This window comes from Nocardia flavorosea, assembly GCF_015477805.1.
GTDB lineage: Bacteria > Actinomycetota > Actinomycetes > Mycobacteriales > Mycobacteriaceae > Nocardia > Nocardia flavorosea_A.
Genome location: NZ_JADLQL010000006.1, coordinates 1 through 12,829, shown reverse-complemented (window position 1 = coordinate 12,829; position 12,829 = coordinate 1). Strand labels below are relative to the sequence as shown.

Annotated in this window: 11 protein-coding genes, 1 tRNA gene and 2 pseudogenes; 10 read left to right on the top strand and 4 right to left on the bottom strand. The window is 66.2% G+C overall.

The window, feature by feature from the left end; all coding sequences use genetic code 11:
- Genes IU448_RS24065 through IU448_RS24055 form a run of 3 tightly spaced genes read left to right on the top strand, consistent with a single transcriptional unit; the run spans position 1 to position 3,981 of the window.
- The gene (locus tag IU448_RS24065; protein WP_195057986.1) at positions 1 to 1,446 is read left to right on the top strand and encodes an alanine racemase; all 1,446 of its coding nucleotides are present in this window, start codon (positions 1 to 3) and stop codon (positions 1,444 to 1,446) included.
- Complete coding sequence (locus IU448_RS24060; protein WP_195057985.1) at positions 1,443 to 2,762, top strand: pyridoxal-phosphate dependent enzyme; 1,320 nt, start codon at positions 1,443 to 1,445, stop codon at positions 2,760 to 2,762. The genes IU448_RS24065 and IU448_RS24060 overlap by 4 nt, the downstream gene beginning before the upstream one ends.
- Before the next feature lie 4 nt (positions 2,763 to 2,766).
- Positions 2,767 to 3,981: an aminotransferase class V-fold PLP-dependent enzyme gene (locus IU448_RS24055; protein ID WP_195057984.1), complete on the top strand. Its 1,215-nt coding sequence runs from the start codon at positions 2,767 to 2,769 to the stop codon at positions 3,979 to 3,981.
- A 38-nt stretch (positions 3,982 to 4,019) separates the two neighbouring features.
- On the opposite strand, the gene IU448_RS24050 is transcribed toward IU448_RS24055, so the two are convergent.
- Positions 4,020 to 4,889 carry a class I SAM-dependent methyltransferase gene (locus IU448_RS24050; protein WP_195057983.1) on the bottom strand — a complete coding sequence of 290 codons (870 nt, stop codon included), beginning with the start codon at positions 4,887 to 4,889 and terminating at the stop codon, positions 4,020 to 4,022.
- Positions 4,890 to 5,069: 180 nt separating this feature from the next.
- Between IU448_RS24050 and IU448_RS24045 the strand changes: the two genes are divergently transcribed.
- The 4 genes and pseudogenes from IU448_RS24045 to IU448_RS29810 form a co-directional block, all read left to right on the top strand.
- The gene (locus IU448_RS24045) at positions 5,070 to 5,660 is read left to right on the top strand and encodes a DUF3558 domain-containing protein (protein ID WP_195057982.1); all 591 of its coding nucleotides are present in this window, start codon (positions 5,070 to 5,072) and stop codon (positions 5,658 to 5,660) included.
- On the top strand, positions 5,657 to 5,983 hold the full coding sequence (locus IU448_RS24040; protein ID WP_195057981.1) for a hypothetical protein: 327 nt from the start codon (positions 5,657 to 5,659) through the stop codon (positions 5,981 to 5,983). Before IU448_RS24045 ends, IU448_RS24040 begins: the two co-directional genes overlap by 4 nt.
- Positions 5,984 to 6,016: 33 nt before the next feature.
- Positions 6,017 to 6,484, top strand: coding sequence for an NUDIX domain-containing protein (locus IU448_RS24035; RefSeq protein WP_195057980.1), 468 nt, complete (start codon positions 6,017 to 6,019; stop codon positions 6,482 to 6,484).
- 2 nt (positions 6,485 to 6,486) lie between these two features.
- Positions 6,487 to 6,723, top strand: a pseudogene (locus IU448_RS29810) (hypothetical protein); the annotation flags it as partial.
- 77 nt (positions 6,724 to 6,800) lie between these two features.
- On the opposite strand, the gene IU448_RS24030 reads toward IU448_RS29810, so the two are convergent.
- Complete coding sequence (locus tag IU448_RS24030) at positions 6,801 to 7,412, bottom strand: TetR/AcrR family transcriptional regulator (protein WP_195057979.1); 612 nt, start codon at positions 7,410 to 7,412, stop codon at positions 6,801 to 6,803.
- A gap of 83 nt (positions 7,413 to 7,495) precedes the next feature.
- Here IU448_RS24030 and IU448_RS24025 point away from each other — a divergent pair, with 83 nt between their 5' ends.
- Entirely contained in the window at positions 7,496 to 8,929 is a 1,434-nt protein-coding gene (locus IU448_RS24025; RefSeq protein ID WP_195057978.1) for an MFS transporter, read from the top strand.
- 249 nt (positions 8,930 to 9,178) lie between these two features.
- On the opposite strand, the gene IU448_RS24020 is transcribed toward IU448_RS24025, so the two are convergent.
- The gene (locus IU448_RS24020; protein ID WP_195057977.1) at positions 9,179 to 10,204 is read right to left on the bottom strand and encodes an LLM class flavin-dependent oxidoreductase; all 1,026 of its coding nucleotides are present in this window, start codon (positions 10,202 to 10,204) and stop codon (positions 9,179 to 9,181) included.
- Positions 10,205 to 10,463: 259 nt separating this feature from the next.
- Between IU448_RS24020 and IU448_RS24015 the strand changes: the two genes are divergently transcribed.
- Together IU448_RS24015 and IU448_RS29180 are read left to right on the top strand one after the other, a co-directional pair.
- Positions 10,464 to 10,548 (top strand) — tRNA-Leu (locus IU448_RS24015).
- Positions 10,549 to 10,606: 58 nt separating this feature from the next.
- Positions 10,607 to 10,963, top strand: coding sequence for a hypothetical protein (locus tag IU448_RS29180; RefSeq protein ID WP_228814178.1), 357 nt, complete (start codon positions 10,607 to 10,609; stop codon positions 10,961 to 10,963).
- A 327-nt stretch (positions 10,964 to 11,290) separates the two neighbouring features.
- On the opposite strand, the pseudogene IU448_RS29175 reads toward IU448_RS29180, so the two are convergent.
- A pseudogene (locus tag IU448_RS29175) lies at positions 11,291 to 12,190 on the bottom strand (recombinase family protein); the annotation flags it as partial.
- Positions 12,191 to 12,829 lie beyond the last annotated feature (639 nt).

The window sequence follows — 12,829 nt, the reverse complement described above, 5'->3', positions numbered from 1 at the left end:
ATGAGGGTGGATCCGGAACTGATGCTGGAACCGCTGGTGGACGGGCTGCTCAGCGATGTTCTCGCCGATCCCGAGCGGTTGTCCGTAATGGTCGAAGCGCTGGGTTCACCGCTGAATCTGGTGGTTCCGGAGCGGATGGCCGCGAACGCGGAAACCTATCGCGACGTATTCCGCCGGAACCGGTTGTCGGGACGAACTTATTTCGCGCACAAGGCCAACCGGTCCAGCGCGCTCGTCCGCGGTGTGGTGGCCGGGCAGTGCGGCGTCGATGTGGCCTCCCTGGGGGAATTGCGACACGTCCTCGCGGCGGGTTTCACCGGTGACCGCCTCATGGCGACCGGCCCCAAGGACGCCGAGTTCCTGTGGCTGGCGGCACGCGTCGGTGCGGTGGTGAACGCCGACTCTCCTGCGGAGCTGGCGGAACTGGCCGATATCGTGGCGCGATTCGAGATGCCGCCGGTGCCGGTGATGATCCGGATATCGGGGTTCGACTCTGCCGGTGTGCCGATTCTGAGCCGGCCCAGCCGGTTCGGCGTACACGCCCGGGAACTGGACGTGGCGCTGGATCTGCTCGACCGGCACCGGGATCGCCTGCGGCTGCGGGGTGTCTCCTACCACCTCGACACCACCGGTGTGGAAGAGAAGGCGCTGGCGCTCGAAGGCTGCCTGCTGGCAATGCACCGGGCGCTGGAGCGCGGTTTCGCGCCGACCGCGATCGATATCGGGGGCGGCTTCGGTGTGAACTACTTGGCCGATCGCGACCAGTGGGAGCGATATACCACCGAACTGGGTACCGCGGTGCTCGGCAGGCGTCCGCCGATGACGTGGCAGAATCACGGTTACGGCCTGCGCTCCGAAGCCGGGACCCTGCGCGGCACGCTGGGTGTCTACCCCGCGTATCGGGAGGTCGCGGGGCCGCGTTACCTCGACGAGCTGCTCTCGTGGGAATCTCCCTCGCTGGGCCGGTCGCTGGCCGTACTGCTCCTGGAGAACATGTACGAGCTCTACATCGAACCCGGCCGTGGGCTGACCGATCAGTGCGGTGCCACGCTGGCCCGGGTGGTCGAGGTCCGCACCACCCACACGGGTGACACGCTGGTCCGGGTCGCCGCCAACTCCCGCGATATCAGCGCCGAGGACCACGCGGTGCTGATGGACCCTGTCCTGTTGCCCGAGCGCCCTGGGGCTCCGGCGAGCGTGTATCTCACCGGAAACCTCTGCCTGGAGGACGATTTCCTCACGCGACGACAGGTGACACTGCCGCGCCCCCCGGTGCCCGGTGATCTGCTGGCCTTCGTGAACACAGCGGGCTACTTCATGGATTTCGCGGCGGACCACGCGCTGATGCAGCCGATCGCCCGCACCGTGGCGGTGTATCGCGACGCCGGTGGATGGTCGTGGTGCCTGGATGAACAGTATTGGCCAGGGAAAGGGAGCAGCTCATGAGGTACGAGAGCATTCTCGAGGTGGTCGGGGATACGCCGCTGGTGCGTATCGCCCCGGATGTGCACGGGCTGCGCAATATCGACCTCTACGCGAAACTGGAGATGCTCAACCCGTTCGGTTCGGTGAAGGACCGGCCCGCCTGGAACATGGTGCGCGACCGGTTGCCCGGCGCGGTGGCACGCGGCGACGCCATCGTCGAACTGTCCAGCGGCAACACCGCCAAGGCGCTCGCGGTGATCGCGGCAATGCACGGTTTGCCGTTCAAGAGTGTCACCAACCGTATGCGGGTGCCCGAGATCAAGGAGTTGCTGCTGCTGCTCGGCGCGCAGATCGAGGAACTGCCGGGCCGGACCGAATGCCTCGATCCCACCGACACCGAAGATCCGCTCACCCGGATGTATCGCACGCTCATCGGCGACGGCGACGGCTACCTGCACACCGACCAGTACTTCAATCCCCGCAATCTCGAGGCGCACCTCGCCGGCACCGCGCCGGAGATCGTCAAAGACCTCGACGGGCAGGGCCCGGACGTGTTCATCGCCTGTGTCGGCACCGCCGGATCGTCGGCCGGGGTGGCGGCCGTGCTACGCGAACACAACCCCGAGGTCGAGGTGATCGGCTTAGTGGCGTCCAAAAGCGATTTCATCCCCGGAATCCGCAATATCGACGAGGTGAACGAAGTCGGGCTGTTCGATCCCGGCAACTACGACACCATCGATACGGTGACGGCGGACGAGGCCATCGAGGGCATGCTCACGCTCAACCGCCGATGCGGCATCCTCGGCGGTCCCACCGCCGGCGCGGCGTATTTCGGCGCGCTGCGTCACCTCTCGGCGCTCGACGACCGGCTCACCGAACGCCGCACCGCGGTATTCATCGTGTGCGATCGGGTCGAAAGCTATATGAGCTATATCCGGAAACGCCGCCCGGATCTGTTCAACCAGCCGTCCCGTCCGAATTCGCTCGAGACCCTGACCGATACCGAGATCGCCGCCGCGTCGCAGTTGGACGTTGCGCCAGCGCGTGAATGGATCGCGCAGTGCCAACCGCTGATCGTGGACCTGCGTGGATCGTTCGCCTTCACGGCCCTGCATATCGAGAATTCGGTGAACATCGTCGACGACCTGTTCGACGAACTGGTCCGCGGGGGTCTTCCGTTCGGGTCGAATCGGCCGGTGCTGCTGGTCTGCCCGGTCGGTGAGAAATCCGCGCGCTACGCCGCGCTGCTGACGAAGATGGGGCACCGGGACGCGCGCAGCCTGCGCGGCGGTGTGGTGGCCTGGCGCGATTCCGGCGCGCCCCTGGTCCGGGACTGAGGCGATGACCACCGTGACGAACCCGGCAGAGGTATTCGGCCGCCTCGCCGGCTGGCAGCGATCACTGCGCGCGCAGTTCCCGATCATCGCGAACAACCCGGATCTGGCGTATCTGGACAACGCGGCGACCACACAGAAGCCGCAGGCGGTGCTGGACGCGGCCACCGAATACCTCACGACGGAGAACGCCAACGCCGCGCGCGGGTCCTATCCGTGGGCCACCGCGACCACCGCCCGTATCGAGGCAGCCCGGCAGCGCGTACGCACGGCCCTCGGCGATCACGGCGACGATTCGGCAGTCGAATTCGTCGAGGGCGCCAGCGCCGGCCTGCGGGCCGTCGCCGCCTGGCTGGCGGACGTGCTGACCGACGGTGACGAGATCATCGTCCCGTTCGGCGATCACGAAGCCAACCTGCGGCCCTGGCTGGATCTACGAGACACCCTCGCCCGCAGCGGTACCCGGGTGAGGGTGGTGCCCGTGCCGGTGGATCCCGCCTCCGGCGATTACGATCACCGGGCGCTCCCGGCGCTGGTCACCGAGCGGACCCGGTTCGTCGCGGTCACCCATGTGCATCATGTGTTCGGTGCGGATATGAATGTGCATCGCGTGCGTGCGGCAGTGGGACCGGACGTGCCCATCTGCCTGGACGCCGCCCAGAGTGTCGGGCACCGCCCGATATCGGTCGCCGAACTCGATGTCGATTTCCTGGTGTTCTCCGGGCACAAGATGCTGGCCCTGCCCGGAATCGGCGCGGTGTGGGCGGGTAACCGGCGCGGCCCACGCTTTTCCCTGCGCGGATGGGCAGGCACGCCGAATACCGCGGGAATCGTCGGACTGGTGGCGGCATTCGACTGGCTCGACGCCGCCGGGCCGGCCGAGATCCTCGCCTGGACCACGGCATTGAGTGCCCGGCTCACCGAAGGTCTCGCCGGACTGGAAGGCGTGCGGGTACTCGGCTGCCAGGACAGCCTCACCGCCGATTCGGTGGTCCAACGCCGGGAGGGCATCGTGACCTTCCGGCACGACCGGGTGCGCGCCGACGACCTCGGTTTCGTTCTCGCCGACGAGGGGATCATGGTGCGGGCGGACAGTCATTGCCAGGCCGGGCGCGACTCCCGCGACCGCGCCGTACGGGTGAGCGCCTATGTCTACAACACTCCCGAGGAAATCGACAGGGTGCTCGAGGTGGTACGGCGGTGCGAAGGGATGCCGAGCTGAACGACCGTGGGGCAGTCGCGTCCCGCGCCGCTGTGCGGCTACGCCTCGGGTTTGCGCCCGCTGAATCCGGTCCGGGCGGTGAGCAGTGCCAGATCGCCGCGGTGCCCGAGCCAGGCCGCGTTCCCGGGATCGAGCAGGCTCGCCCAGGCCGCCGTATCGTCCTCGGCCAGAAACGGCTGGGCACGCCGGACCCGGGCCGCCAGTTCGGCGAGCACCACCCCGCGAACCGGCCCGGACAGCGGCGCCGGAATATCGACCAGCGCGCTGAAAGCGGTGATATCGGTGAGCCCGGCATCGCGCAGGATCGTGTCCCAGCCCCGGCCGGGCCGAGCGGCGCCCGGGCGCCCGAAGAACCACTGGGTGAAATGCCGATCGTGTGCCTCGTCCAGCCGTATCTCCAGTCCGGGCCGGCCGATACCGGTATCCCAGGGCAGGCACCGGGCAGGCAGGCCACCCTCGGCCAGGCATATCCGGCCACCCGGCCGCAGCATGCCGAGGAGAGCACGCGCCGCGGCGTCCCAGTCACGAGCGTGGTGCACACACCACGACGACCAGACCGCGTCGGCCCGCGCGGGCAGCGGCGGCATACCGTCCTCGATATCGTGCAGCACGGTACGGATGCGGTGGGCCACACCCGCCGCGCGGGCGGTTTCCATGGTGACGTCCAGCATCGCGGCGTCCACGTCCACCACGTAGACACAGCCCGGTTCACCCACGGCATGGGCCAGAGCCACCGTGGCCGAACCGGCTCCAGGCCCTACATCGACGACGGTCTCGCCCGGTAGCACACACAGTGGTTCGAGCAGGCGCAACGTGGCATCGAGGAAAACGGCTTCGGCCGCGGCCGGGTCGTCGGTGGATGTCCCGGTCCCCGGTGCGCTCGTCCGAGGGTGCTGGCTGATCTTCACGGCAAGCGATAGTACTGAACATCATTTTCAATGAGTAATCGGCGCGCGGGTGGCCGCTGGGTGCAGTGGTTTTCGCCGCCGTAGGCGTCGGAGAACGCAACGGTTGATGGACAACTCTTCGGCGTGACACTGCTGCACGACCCAGGGGGCTGTGCTGTGATTGCCACAGGAAGGGGAATCATGCAGAAGAAAGCCGGTAGCAGGGTCCGCCGGATTGGTGCTGTGCTCATGGGGTCGGCGCTCGTCGCCGCCGCCGGTTGCCAGGTGCCGGGCACCGCGACGACTGCGCCATCACCGCCCGTGCTCGATCCGGATACACCGCCGTCCGCTACACCTCCGTGGAGTTTGTCCGAGCTCTACAACCATCCTTGTACGGTGCTCGGGCCCGAGGACCTCACTCGCTTCGGAATTACCGGACCCGGTGGGCCGAATCTGGACTTCGGGCCCAGCTATTGCAGGTGGGGCCCACCGCACACGGCCGTCGATGGGCTCAGAATGTACTTCGCTGCGAACATTTTCGACCGCTTCTCGTATCTCGAGGAGGTCAAGCGTGACGAAGAGGGCTTCAGGACCTTGGACATCGCGGGACGACCCACGTTCCTGATCGACGACCGCCACGCCACCGGTCATCGGAACTGCATGATCTGGGTGCAGGCAGCTTCCGGTGGGCTGTTCCAGACCGAGTATGTCCCCCGGCCGACCGCTCCTGGTGACGATGTGTGCGATCCGGCGATCGAGATCACCACGGTGATCGCGGAGCGAATCCGATGACCACCCGTCCTCCCCCGCGACCGGCCGTTTTCCGGTGGACCCACCGACCGGCGGCCGCCGGGGTGGGCGCTGCCGCCGGATTGCTCTGGTTACGCTGCCTGTATCTGGTATTCGTGTCTCGGTTCGCGAGTGACCCCCTGTTCGATCCGAGCGGTTACGCGCTGATCGGCGGAACGATATTGTCGGTGCCTGCCGCGCTGATCACCGCGGTGGCCGTTCCTTTCGCGTTTCCCGCGCATCACCGGGCGCGGGTCGTACAGGTCATGACACCGGTTCTGCTCCTGATCACCGCGTCGGCGTGGATCGCCTTCGTCACGGCGTAGGCCCGACCGGCGCATTCGGGCACACTGCACGCTATGAAGTACAGCGCGGGAGTACTGCTGTTTCGTCGTGAGCCGGAGGTTCAAGTGCTGCTGGGACATATGGGCGGGCCGCTGTGGGCGCGTAAGGATTCGGGGGCGTGGTCGATCCCCAAAGGTGAGTACGAGCCGGCGGCCGAGGAGGCTCGCGCCGCTGCGGCCCGAGAATTCGAGGAAGAGCTGGGGACGCCGGTGCCCGAAGGGGAGTGGATCGCGTTGGGGGAAGTGCGGTACGGCAGCGGGCGGAGTAAGAAGCAGGTCACGGTGTGGGCGGTCGAGGGCGAGCTCGATCCGGCTCGGGTCGTGCCGGGGGTATTCGAGATGGAATGGCCGCCCCGGTCGGGCGAGTGCCGCGCTTTCCCCGAGGTCGATCGGGTCGAATGGTTCGATCCGACCACCGCGCACGACAAGCTGGCCGCCGGCCAGCGGCCATTGCTGTCCCGGCTTGCCGAGCGACTTCGCTGACATCCGCCGGTGTCGACCTCCAGATCGCCGGCCATACTCACGGTGGGCAGATCTGGCCGTTCAACTACTTGGTTCGCCTCGATCAACCCACGGTGCACAAGTTGAGCCGACACGGCGAACGGACACAACACCCGCGAGACCGTGCTGCACCGCGATGGTATCGGCTTGTCCGTTGGGGGCCGGTTTACGCGGGCGCAGCCGGGAATGCGGCCGCGTGCCTCTCCTTCGTTTTCCGGTGATACTTCGCGACGCTACCGCTCGCCACACCGGAAAACGTCGACCGCGTCGAGGCCATTCCGGCCATGCCGCAGTGGGGTTATTCGCCGCAGGGCAAGAAGAGGCGGTCGAGGTAGCGCCGGAAAACCGATCGGGCGGTGTCAACCGTGTGTTGACCGATGAGGACGCTGGTACCGAGACCGTGGCTGAGCATGACCAGATGAGTCGCTTCGGTGGGGATATCGATATCGATGCTCAATTCGCCTGCTGCCCGGGCGCGTGAGAGCGCTTCGGCGAGAACGGCTTCGAGGCGGTCGATTCCCGTGATGAAAGGGTGTTGCGCGACTTCGGGATCGGTGAGGGCCAGCACTGCGTATGAGGTGCCGACCAGGTGGAACGCTCGGCTCGGTTCGTCGGTGGGTAGTGCCTCGGCGAAGAACGCCTCGAGTACCGCCCGTGGTGGTGGCGGGTCGGATAGTACGGCGAGTCGCTGTGTCCATCGCTGGTTGCTGAGTTCGGTGAGGTGTGTCAGGGTGCCGGCGAGCAGCCCAGCTTTGGAGTGGAAGTAGTACTGCACCAGCCGCAGAGATACGTCCGCTTCTGCTGCGACGGCTCGCATGGTGACCGCCTGTAGTCCTGCGCGGCCTGCGACGCGGACCGCCGCGTCGGCGATCTGCTCGCGCCGGATCGTGTGGTCGGCCGTCCTGGGCACTGGTCCTCCTCGTCTGAACGGGTTCGGAAACTCGATGATACGAATGTATATGATACGTCTGTATCACCAGTGGAGGTGTGGGTATGCATGTAGGCGTCGACTCGGGGGCTGTCGCGAAGCAGGGCAACCGACTGCGCGTCACCGCGGTGCTGGTGCTGGTGTGTGGTGCGCAGTTCATGGTGGTGCTCGATATCTCGGTCGTGAACGTGGCGCTGCCCGCGATTCGTTCGGCGTTCGGGGTGAGCGAGGTGGCCCTGGGTTGGGTGGTCAACGCGTATGCGCTGGTGTTCGCCGGGTTGCTGCTGCTGGGTGGCAGGCTGGCCGACCTCTATGGCCGTAAGCGGATGTTCTTGGCCGGGCTCGGGTTGTTCACCGCCGCGAGCCTGGCCGGTGGGCTGGCCGCGTCGGCGGGCTGGCTGATCGCGGCGCGGGCTGGGCAGGGGCTGGGGGCGGCGCTGCTGGCGCCGGTGACGCTGACGATCCTGACGACGACCTTCTCCGAGGGCCCGGCCAGGACTCGCGCGCTGGCACTGTGGGCGGCGGTCGGAATGGCCGGCGGCACGGCGGGCAATCTGATCAGTGGCCTGCTCGTTGAAATATGGTCGTGGCGGGCGATTCTGTTGATCAATGTGCCGGTCGGGATTGTTGTTGCCGCGGCCGCGTGGCGTCTGATCGACCGGGACGGTCCGGGCCGGGAGCGGCCTCGGTTGGATGTTCCCGGCGCGGTGCTGGCCACCGCAGGGCTTGCTGCGGTGGCCTACGGGGCAGGGCAAGCCGGGAGCGCCGGATGGTCGTCGGCGGTGCCCGTGCTCGCGGCGGGGGCTGTGCTGCTTGCCGCGTTCGTGATTTTCGAGGTGCGGTGGGCGTCGGCGCCGCTGCTTCCCTTGCGGTTGTGGCGGATCCGTTCGGTGGTGGCCGGGAATGCGGCGTTGCTGCTGGCGGGTGCGTGCCTGAATCCGATGTGGTTCTTCCTGACCCTGTCCATGCAGAACGGCCTGGGTTACAGCCCGCTGCAGACCGGTATCGCGTTCCTCCCGCACACCCTCGTCACCCTCGTGATCGGAGTGTGGCTGACCCCACGGTTGATGCGGTATGTGGACTGGCGGGCACTGATCTCCGGCGGCGCGATCCTGGCCGCGGCCGGGTTCGCCTGGCAAGGCCAGCTGAGCACCGACAGTGACTATCTCTCCGGGATCTTGGGCCCGGCAGTGCTGTTCAGTATCGGTGGCGGCCTGCTCAACACTCCGATAACCGCCGCCGTGACCGCCGGAGTCGATTCCGGCGATGCGGGAGCTGCGTCCGGGCTGATGAACACTACGAAACAGGTCGGCGCCGCACTCGGCCTCGCCGTCCTGATCGTCCTGGGCATGCCCGCCACCGAGGACGCGAATTCACCTGATGGACTGCTCGCGGGGTACGACCGCGCGTTCCTTGCGATCGCCGGGGTTATGGTCGCAGTCGCCGCAATCGCTCTGTTGCTTCCGAGTCGCAAGGACAATGTGCACATCGGCCGATGACGCACTATCTACTGTTCCTCGCTGTCAGTCAGCCCTTGGTGCCTCCGAGGATTCGGTGGTGAGCCGCTGTAGTGGTTTCGGTATTGCCCACTGGGCATCGGTCAAGTCCGCACGGCAAGACGCCGTTACGCTGTTCACGAGGTCTCCGGTGTTCAGTTGGATCTCGGTCGATCAACCAGTTACCGAAGACCTCGCCATATCACCGACTTCCTCACCCGGACACCAGGCTCCGACCCCCACCTGACGGGCTTATGGAACACGGCCTCCGGGCGCACCCGTCGGCGGTTCGAACCATTCGCCGGCAAGAAGCTCCAGAGAGCGCTGCCGCACTGCGGGATCGTATGCGTAGGTGACGGTGATGAGCTCGTCGGCGCCGGTGCGCTCGACGAATTCCTGCAGTTCCCGCGCGACCGTCCGCGGCGCGCCGACTGCCTTGATGCGCAGCATCGCGTGATCACGACCGCCTTGGGCGGCAAGCTCTTCGGGATCGAGGGGTGGTTGGAGCTTGCGGCGTCGGCCGCTACGGATATCGAGGAACATCTGTTCGAGCGTGGTGAACTCTCGCTCGGCTTCCTCGTCCGTCGGCGCCACCATGACATTGATGCCCGCCATCAGATAGGGCTCGGTGATCTGCGCGGTGGGTGCGGAACCGGAAAAGGTGTCCCGGTAAACCTTGACGGCCTCGTCCAGCTGATCGGGCGCAAAATGCGAGGCGAGGGCGAAAGGCAAGCCGAGCTGTCCGGCGATGGCGGCCCCGTTTACTGTCGAACCCAGCACCCAGATCGGGACCTCGGTGCCCGCGGAGACAGCCGAGACGATCGGCGCGCTCCGGGCCGTTCCGTCGGTGCCGAACCAGCCCTGCAGATCGAAGATGTGCTCCGCAAATGCCTGCGGTTCGCTGGATGACCGGTTCAGCGCACGGGCGGTCATCATATCCGTGCCCGGAGCCCGGCCCAGGCCCAGATCGATCCGGTCGCCGTACATACTGGCGAGCGTCCCGTACTGCTCGGCAACCATCAGCGGCGCATGGTTCGGGAGCATCACACCGCCGGATCCCACGCGAATACGCTCGGTTACCGAAGCGGCCTGAGCGATCAGCAGCGCTGTGGCGCTGGCGGCAAGGTTGGCAGTGTTGTGATGCTCGGCGAACCAGAGCCGCCGGTAGCCGAGCCGGTCTGCCGTCCTGGCGGCATCCATAGAGGCGGCGATACCATCGCGGGCCGTTGAGCCTTCGGGGATGGAGACCAGATCGAGAATGCTCAGTGGCACGGACAATGTCGCAGGTTCCTCACGTTGACGACGATTGATGTTGCCATGTCAACCATCAGAGCCTCGGGTCTATTCCTATTACGGCCAGGGGCCGGCCGTGGACATCGGGTCGGACGCCATCCGTCCGGGTCTCGCCGGGATTCCGACCGCATCCGTCCCCGGCCGCAGCACGGAACAGGCCGTCGATTTCAGGCTGGCATTTCCGCAGGTAGAACCCACGATTTTGCCTTGTTCTCCCGATCGGATACTCTTGCTGGGCACACCGGTCCGGGTGGCGGAATGGCAGACGCGCTAGCTTGAGGTGCTAGTGCCCGTTATAGGGCGTGGGGGTTCAAGTCCCCCTCCGGACACAACCACTACGCCCACGGGCGGCTGAGGGAGAGCTTCGGCTGCCACTGTTCGTGTGGTGTGGTCGAAGGTCAGTTTCACGCCGAGGCGCCGGTATACCTCCTGCTTTTCGCCTGGTTCTGCTGTGCGAAGTGCCGGAGTGAGGCCGCCGTAGGCCTCGACAAGTTGTTTGATCTCCTTCTTGCTCAACTGTCGCTGAGTGCCTCGTGTCGCTTCGAGTGCCGCTACCTGTGCGGTGACGATTTCTCGCTGATTTTGTACCTCTTTGATCCAGGTCGCGACTACGGCCGGGTCGGTTCCGGCTTCCAGCGCGGCGCGGTACTTGCTCAGCTTCTGATCGAGTTCGCCGAGGGAGTTGCGTGCGGTGACCAGGGCGGGTGTGGTGTCGGGTTGGACTTGTTCGAGCATGGCGAGTGAGTGCTCGATGTGGTCGGGGTGGAAGACCTCGGCGAGCCAGGTGTCGAGGGGGCCGGTGAGGTGGTCTTCTCGCAGGTAGACCGATGGGGGATGGTCGAGGTCGTTGGCGAGGGCGTATTCGGAGGGGTAGCGGCAGCGGTAGTGGGCGCGGTCATGGTTCCAGGTTCCTTGCATCCGTCGCCCGCATGCGTGGTGGAACAGCAGCCCGGTGTAGCAATAGGTGTGTTTGGTGCGGGTAACGACCCGGCCGCCGGATTTCGGTCCCCGGGAGGCCAGACGTAGTCGCACGTTGTCGAGATCGATCTTGCTGACCAGTGCGGGGTGGACGGGGTGGTCGGAGTAGACCCACTCGTCCTTCTGGTTCCAGGTCGGACGGGTCTGGTGGCCGAGGGCGACGTCGTCGACGTCGATGAGGGATTCGTGTTTGTGTTGCTTGTTCCAGACCGCGTAGCCGGTGTAGCGAGGGTTGGTGAGGATGGTTCGGACCGCGCCTTTGGACCAGGCGATACCGGAGCGGTGTGGGTTGCGGCGGCGGTCGTGGGCTGATGGGCAGGGGATGCCTTCGGCGGTGAGGCGTTGGGCGATGGCGAAGATCCCGATGCCGGAGAGGTATTCGCGGTAGATGCGTTGCACTACTGGTGCGGTGTCGGGGTGGGGTTCGAGTTGGTGGAGTCGTTTGCCGTCGGCTGCTTTGCTGGGGTTGGGGTGTGGGCCGACGTCGGTGAGGCGGTAGCCATAGGGTGGGCGTCCGCCGAGGTAGCGGCCTTCGACTTTGGCTTGGGCGGCCATGGCGGCTCGGACGCGGATCTTGATGCGGTTGCGTTCGCCTTTGGACATGCCGCCGAAGACGGACATGATCAGGTCGTGGGCTTCGGATTCGGGGTCGACCGGGCCGCCGACCTCGGGGACCCACAACTCGACGCCGTAGTGGACGAACACGGGGAACGTCAGCCCGAACTGGTTGCCGTAGAACGCGCGTTGGGGTTCACCGATGACGACGGCGTCGAACCCACGATCGGGCTGTTTGAGTAGTTCGAGCAGTTGTGCGGCTGCGGGCCGACGTTTCCAGGGGATGGATCGTGATTGGCCGACATCGAAGAACTCGGCGACGATCTGGCCCTGCTGCGCGATCAAGGCTTCGGCGCGGCCCCGCTGCCAGTTCCGGGAGGCTTCGGGATCTTGCTGGTCCTCGGTGGAAACTCTGCCTGCGAAGGCGAATCTGATCATCGCGGTGGGTCCTCCTGGTCGTGATCGATATCGCGGCCGGGCGCTGGACCGCTGTGGGGTGTGCGTGTGCTGGATGGATCGGGGGAGGGGTCGGATTTCTGAGCTTCGGCGGACTCGTTCTCGTGTCGGCGGGCGTGCGCCAGAATCAGCCGGAGGAGCGCCTCGGCTGCGGGTGGGTTCAGCTCGGGCGGGGCGTCGGGTACCACGACCTCTATGTGGTCCGGCGCCGGCTCATCGGATCTACCAGCGGAATCGCGGGACTCAGAGTACACCGCGATACCCCTCGAACCCGAAATCGCGGAGGAGACCGGTACAGCGGTGGTACCGGTCAACCGGAACAGAAGGGCCGCAGTTGTGGTCAAGGTTCAGCAGTGCGGTGGCGTCGAATGACGCGATGGTCGATGTCCCGAGCCCGGCCTGAATGGGTTGTGCTCTGTGGTCGGGACTCGGTGAGATACGTGATGTCGGCATGGCTCTCTCCACCAGCCTGCCGAGGATTCCCCACCTCACTGTGAGGTTCCCCCGCTTCCTTGGAGGGCTCTGAGCATGGTCCGATAGGACCGGGAAGGAGCCCCACGTGGCAGCACCGAAGAAATACCCGGACGAGTTGAAGGCCCGAGCGGTCCGGCTGTATTTGGA

What these genes read in the sequence shown, in the direction of transcription:
- IU448_RS24065 (WP_195057986.1), top strand. Translation starts at nt 1, where the DNA reads ATGAGGGTGGATCCGGAACTGATGCTGGAACCGCTGGTGGACGGGCTG.
- IU448_RS24060 (WP_195057985.1), top strand. Translation starts at nt 1,443, where the DNA reads ATGAGGTACGAGAGCATTCTCGAGGTGGTCGGGGATACGCCGCTGGTG.
- IU448_RS24055 (WP_195057984.1), top strand. Translation starts at nt 2,767, where the DNA reads ATGACCACCGTGACGAACCCGGCAGAGGTATTCGGCCGCCTCGCCGGC.
- IU448_RS24045 (WP_195057982.1), top strand. Translation starts at nt 5,070, where the DNA reads ATGCAGAAGAAAGCCGGTAGCAGGGTCCGCCGGATTGGTGCTGTGCTC.
- IU448_RS24040 (WP_195057981.1), top strand. Translation starts at nt 5,657, where the DNA reads ATGACCACCCGTCCTCCCCCGCGACCGGCCGTTTTCCGGTGGACCCAC.
- IU448_RS24035 (WP_195057980.1), top strand. Translation starts at nt 6,017, where the DNA reads ATGAAGTACAGCGCGGGAGTACTGCTGTTTCGTCGTGAGCCGGAGGTT.
- IU448_RS24025 (WP_195057978.1), top strand. Translation starts at nt 7,496, where the DNA reads ATGCATGTAGGCGTCGACTCGGGGGCTGTCGCGAAGCAGGGCAACCGA.